Genomic DNA, 5,772 nt, shown 5'->3' on the forward strand with positions numbered 1-5,772 from the left:
ATATGTATATCTGTAACTTAAAAAAATAGACAGCTTAAGTTAACGCTAATGCCCTTCAGGGCTTATATACTGCGGAGCTTGGCTATAGACTGATAGGATTTAAAGGCGCATTTTAATTAGTTCTCAGAATGACTGCTATTTTAGATTTCTCCTCCTCTTAGGTTCGTCAAAATGACATTTTTGGATAACACAAGGGAAAGGATTTCTCAGTCGAAGCACGCTTCTCCTTCGAAATGACATTATCGGGTAGTGTAAAAAAGGGCGCACAAACACCTCTTTAATTTTAGTTGGGATTGTGCGCCCTCTTCTAGACCAAAACAGCTTGTCATTTCGACGGAATGAAATGGAGGAGAAATCTGTAATTATTATGAAGAGATTTCTTCCTGCAGTGGTAATGACTTTTCATTTTGATTTAAGGAAGCAAAAGAGAAGTCCAAAATATCTTTTACCTTTATATAAACAAATTATCATGAAGTTCTATTTCGTTTATATCATAACCAACCTTAACAAAACGGTTCTCTATATAGGAATGAGTAGTGATATTAAGAGAAGGATTACTGAGCATTCGAAAGGATTAATTGAAGGTTTTAGCAAAAAGTACCATTGCAAATATCTTGGCCATTATGAAAAATATGAAACACCATCTGAAGCTATATCAAGAGAAAAGCAAATCAAAAAGTGGAATCGTAAAAAGAAAGAAGCCCTTATAAACGAAAACAATCCAGATTGGAACTTCTTAAATGATATGATTTTCAGGGTGGATGATGAATACTTATAAATAGAATGAGATTTCTCCCTACGGTCGAAATGACACTGAATCATAAGGTGTCAAGCAAAAGGGCGCAAAAATACTTCTTTAGTATTAGTTGGATTTGTGCGCCCTTGGCCTCCCCCTTAAGCCTTAGATAAATGTCATTTCGACGGACTGCAACAAGGGAGAAATCTCCTTTAATAATGAAGACAGATTAGATTTCTCCTCCTCTTCATTTTGAAGGAGAAGCTTTGGCTTCGACTAAGAAATCTTAAAAATCTAATATAATTGTTATTAAAGAATTGTAGGAATTAGAAACAAAACCAATTTTACAATTGATATAGTAAAGGCTATGCCTTATTAAAGTATTTCTTCAATAAAGCTTTGTTCTCATAAACCAAAACCCCAAAGCTAAACAGGATAAATATAATGATGCGGCCTAGAAGGTTCCATTCCAGTTGAGCACTCAATACATACAAAGCAACTACAATAATAGGATAAGCAATCATAGAATTTACCTTATAGGGAATAGGATAATGCTTTCGTCCTATGACATAAGAGAGGATGGCAGGAATAAGATAAGCGATAAAAACCGACCAAGCTGATCCAAGCATCCCATATTTAGGAACTAATATAAAATTGAGGACAATAGCAACCATGGCTCCGATCACACTAAACCACGCACCATACATGGTCTTGTCGGTGAGTTTATACCAAAAGCTTAGGTTATAATAAATACCTAACATCAAATTCCCCATGAGAAGAATGGGCACTACCATAATTCCATCACGATAAGCGTTTCCAATAAAATATTGGATAATATCGATAAAGAACATGGCTCCAAGGAAGATAAGAGAACCAAAAATCACAAACCAATGCATGACTAATGCATAAGTTTGCTTGGCATCTTTATTTTTAGCTTCTGCAAAAAAGAAAGGATCGGCGGCATATCTAAAAGTTTGAATAAACAGCAGCATAATCACTGCTATTTTTGCATTGGCACCATAGATTCCTAACTGCTGCATCCCAGCTTCTCTGCCACCAGAATATAAGATAGGAAGTAATATTTTATCCAAGGAAATAGGAATGAGTCCTGCAATATTTACCATTAAAATAGGTAATGCATAGGGCATCATTTTTTTCCAAATGGCAGTGTTAAAACCAAGTTTTACATACTTGTAAATAGGAAGCAGAAACGCGAATGTAAGTCCACTAGCTACCAAATTAGAGATAAAAATATATTGAACTAAATGATCGGCTTCGAAGAATGAATGAATCCAGCTGAATAAAAAATGGCTTTCACCTTCAGCTATTACCTTTGGACAATACAGAATAAAAAACAAGTTGAGTCCTAAGTTGACAAATATATTGATGAGCTTTAGGCTAACAAAACGAACAGCTTTGTTTTTCTGACGTAAATAGGCAAATGGAATAGCACTTAATGCATCAAAACTAATGATGATAATAAACCAATTGATAAAATGTTGATGGGACTCATAACCTATGCTTTGTGCTATTTGAGTCCTAAAAGTCCAAGATAAGGCTAAGAAAATTAGGCTGCTGACCAATAAAGAAATGGAAGAAGTAGAGATGACTTGATCTTTGTTTTTTTCCGTTTCCGAAAAACGAAAGAAAGTAGTTTCCATTCCATAGGTGAGTAATGCAAATAAAATGGCCACATAGCTAAATAATTCGGTAACCATGCCGTATTCACCAGTGGGAAGGTTATAGGTATATAATGGAACCAAGAAGTAGGTGAGGAGTCTACCTACGATACTGCTTAATCCATAAATGGCCGTTTGACCCAAAAATCTTTTTAATGCACTCATAAGGCTGCAAAGGTAGCTTTTTCCTGTTTTCCTTACTCGTTTTTCTGCAAAGCTAGTATGTTTAATTGGTCAAGGAAGAAAGGATGGTTTTGATTCTATCTTTTGATAGAATGATACCAACTAAGTTTTGGTAATGATTGACATATAGGATTGAAGAAACCACTATGTGTAAGGTAATTTTTTGATTACCCTAACATAAAGGGAACAAAAAGGCAGCAACTATTGTCTTCTATTGAGTAATCAAGGGAGAAGGACTTCGTATCATGGTGAATAATAATGAAGCTTTTACATAATGAGTAATATTAAAAATACAGTTTTCAGACTCCGCAAAGTTTATAGTCTTTCGAAGAAAGACCATGACCGCCTTTGAGTAAAGGTGTTAAGCGGAGGAAATATGTTGGAGGAAAAGAAAACAATTCTGTTCGACGCTCGTTAGAAATCTTCCATAGGAAGTTTCTAAAAGTAGGAGTTTATTGTTTTCCCGGAAATATATTTTCGGAGTAGCCTTTAATCAACAGCGGTAGTTTTTACTACACTTTTTTGAAAAAGTGTAAAATGATTAGATTTTGGTTTTCTATAAAGAATCAATGATTTATAATTCTTAATTTTTTGAGCTATCAAAAAATTAAGACAATTCCTCTTCTTTAATCTCCAATTCCTCCAAGCCAGTCTCCCAGTCTTCCATTTTTTGCTGAAGTTGTTTTTTTAGATCCGTATAATTTTTAAAGAATTCAGGATCAGAGACCAATCCAGGGTGTTCGTCAGGGGCAGCTAATTTAGCATCTTGCTTCTCAATTTCTCCTTCCAGCTTAGCTATCTCGTCCTCTAGCTTACTAACTCTATTCTGGATTTTCCGAAGCTCTTTCTCATTTTCTTTTCTTTGCTGGTAGTTGATCTTATTTTGAGAATCCTCTTTTTGTTTTTTGCCTCCTCCGCTACTTAATCCTTTATTCAGGTCGCCGAGTTTTTCTATTCTTCTTTTCTCTAGAAAGTCGCTCACATCACCAATATGATTTTTAACATGGGCTTTCTTAAACTCGATTACTTTATCTGTTAATCCTGCTAAGAAATCTCTATCGTGAGAAACGATTATCAAGGTTCCCGTGAAATTGAGCAGGGCATTTTTGAGGATGTCTTTCGATTTTAAATCCAGGTGATTGGTAGGTTCATCAAGTACTAGTAAATTATAGGGTGTTAAGAGCATTTTAGCCAAAGCGAGTCTCGATTTCTCCCCTCCACTAAGCACCTTCACAGGCTTGTCAATATCTTCACCACTAAACAAAAAACTACCCAGGATATCGCGTATGCGTTTTCTAATTTCACCAGTAGCCACATCATCAATAGTTTCAAATACTGTTTTTTTAGGGTCTAGAGTATCGGTTTGGTTTTGGGCATAATATCCCAATAATACATTATAACCAATTTTCATCTCCCCTTCGTAATCCAGCTCATTTACTATGATTTTGGAGAGGGTAGATTTCCCCATTCCATTCTTGCCAACAAAGGCGATTTTTTCCCCTTTTAGTGCCACAAAATCCAAATCCTTCAGCACTTCGTTATCGCCGAATGATTTTTGTAGATTGTTGGTTTCTATGACAATTTTCCCACTTGGAGGTGCTTCTTGAAAACTAAAATTAATAGCTGAGCGATCGATAGAATCTACTTCGATTTTATCGATTCTATCCAGCTCTTTAATTTTGGATTTAACTTGTTTGGCCTTGGTATTCTTATATCTAAAACGCTCAATAAAGCGCTCAATTTGCTGTAATTGTTTTTGCTGATTGGTAAAGGCATTTATTTCCCCCACCATTCTCTCCTCACGCTCAATCACATATTTGCTATACGACATTTTATAGTCGTAGGCTTTTCCTTTGGTAATTTCTATCGTTCTAGAAGTCACCTTATCGAGGAATGTTCTATCGTGAGCCACCAAAATAATAGCGCCAGGGTAGGTTTTTAAAAAATCCTCTAACCATTCTATCGATTCAATGTCGAGGTGGTTAACCGGCTCATCTAGTAAAAGGATATCGGGTTTTCTAAGTAAGAGCTTGGCGATTTCGACCCTCATACGCCATCCACCACTAAATTCGCTTAATGGGCGATCAAAGTCGTCTTGAACAAAGCCCAAGCCTTTTAATATTTTCTCAATCTCAGCTTCTTTATTATCTCCTCCAAGAATTTGAAAATGCTCGTTGGCTAAAGTCAGCTTGTCCACGATTTTCATATAATCGGCACTCTCGTAATCTTCACGACTCATCAAACTCTCGTTCAATTTATCAATCTCATCGCTCAGTTTATTGATTTCGTCAAAAGCTTTCTGACTTTCCTCAATCACCGTTAGTTTAGAAATGTTTTTAACCTCCTGAGGAAGGTAGCCAATCTTTTTATCATTTGGGATGATGATTTCTCCAGTTTCGCATTCTTGTTCACCAGCAATGGTTCTCAATAAAGTAGTCTTGCCACTTCCATTATCACCCACCAATCCAATTCGATCACCGGGGTTGATTAAAAAGTTGATTCCTTCGAATAATACATTACCCGAAAAAACTACAGAAACATTGCTAACAGAATACATTTGGCTATTTTTCTGCAAAGAAAAGAAATTATGGGGAATTGTCTAGGAGGATGTACTTAAAGTGTCTAAAGTATGTTAAAGTATTTAGAGTACTTAAAGTGCCTAAAGTAATTAAAATTGAAAGTTGGTGTTTTATTGATAGAATCTCCTTTTTTTGGAGGATTTAAGAGATGAGAGCTAGAGATCGCGTCCCTGTATGTAATACATTTACTCTAGAGCTCCGATCGGTGTATTAACGATGGAATGCAATTCCATCTAAGCTGTTTCTTTGAGTATTTGTTTGAGTTATTGCACAAAGGGACACTAAGTAGCCACGAAAACCACAAAGAAGATTATGTGTTTTCTTTGCTTGGTGTCTTTTGTGCCTCTTTGTTATTCCTCGCAAGGTTATGATATTGATTTAGATGTAAATGAAAAACCACATTTAACTTGGAGAGAACAGATTGAACAAGCCGGAGCCCTACTTAGTAGGACCTATTACAACGCACAGAGTGAGGATGGTGGGATACACCCACCTATCTGGGAGATGGTAGAAACAACCAAAGAATTATAATTTGCAATAGGAGTTAATTAAGACGCTTTATGATGGCGAAATGCTATCAGGAAATCATCAATTA

General features: G+C 35.9%; 4 protein-coding genes. 2 read left to right on the forward strand and 2 right to left on the reverse strand.

The genetic code is table 11. The features are described 5' to 3' along the window. Positions 1 to 367 precede the first annotated feature (367 nt). A complete protein-coding gene (locus tag HNS38_RS19565) occupies positions 368 to 778 on the forward strand; it encodes a GIY-YIG nuclease family protein (protein WP_253916454.1) in 411 nt (136 codons plus the stop codon). Positions 779 to 1,101: 323 nt separating this feature from the next. Here the strand turns inward: HNS38_RS19565 and HNS38_RS19570 are convergent, their stop codons facing one another. Next, positions 1,102 to 2,580, reverse strand: coding sequence for a polysaccharide biosynthesis C-terminal domain-containing protein (locus HNS38_RS19570; RefSeq protein WP_172284485.1), 1,479 nt, complete (start codon positions 2,578 to 2,580; stop codon positions 1,102 to 1,104). Positions 2,581 to 3,205: 625 nt separating this feature from the next. Continuing rightward, a complete protein-coding gene (locus tag HNS38_RS19575; protein ID WP_371823825.1) occupies positions 3,206 to 5,173 on the reverse strand; it encodes an ABC-F family ATP-binding cassette domain-containing protein in 1,968 nt (655 codons plus the stop codon). Between the two features lie 316 nt (positions 5,174 to 5,489). Between HNS38_RS19575 and HNS38_RS19580 the strand changes: the two genes are divergently transcribed. Continuing rightward, positions 5,490 to 5,708 (forward strand): hypothetical protein, encoded by a 219-nt coding sequence (locus tag HNS38_RS19580; RefSeq protein ID WP_172284483.1) that lies wholly within the window; start codon positions 5,490 to 5,492, stop codon positions 5,706 to 5,708. Positions 5,709 to 5,772: the final 64 nt, after the last annotated feature.

The sequence above is a fragment of the Lentimicrobium sp. L6 genome (genome assembly GCF_013166655.1).
Classification (GTDB): Bacteria; Bacteroidota; Bacteroidia; order Bacteroidales; family UBA12170; genus UBA12170.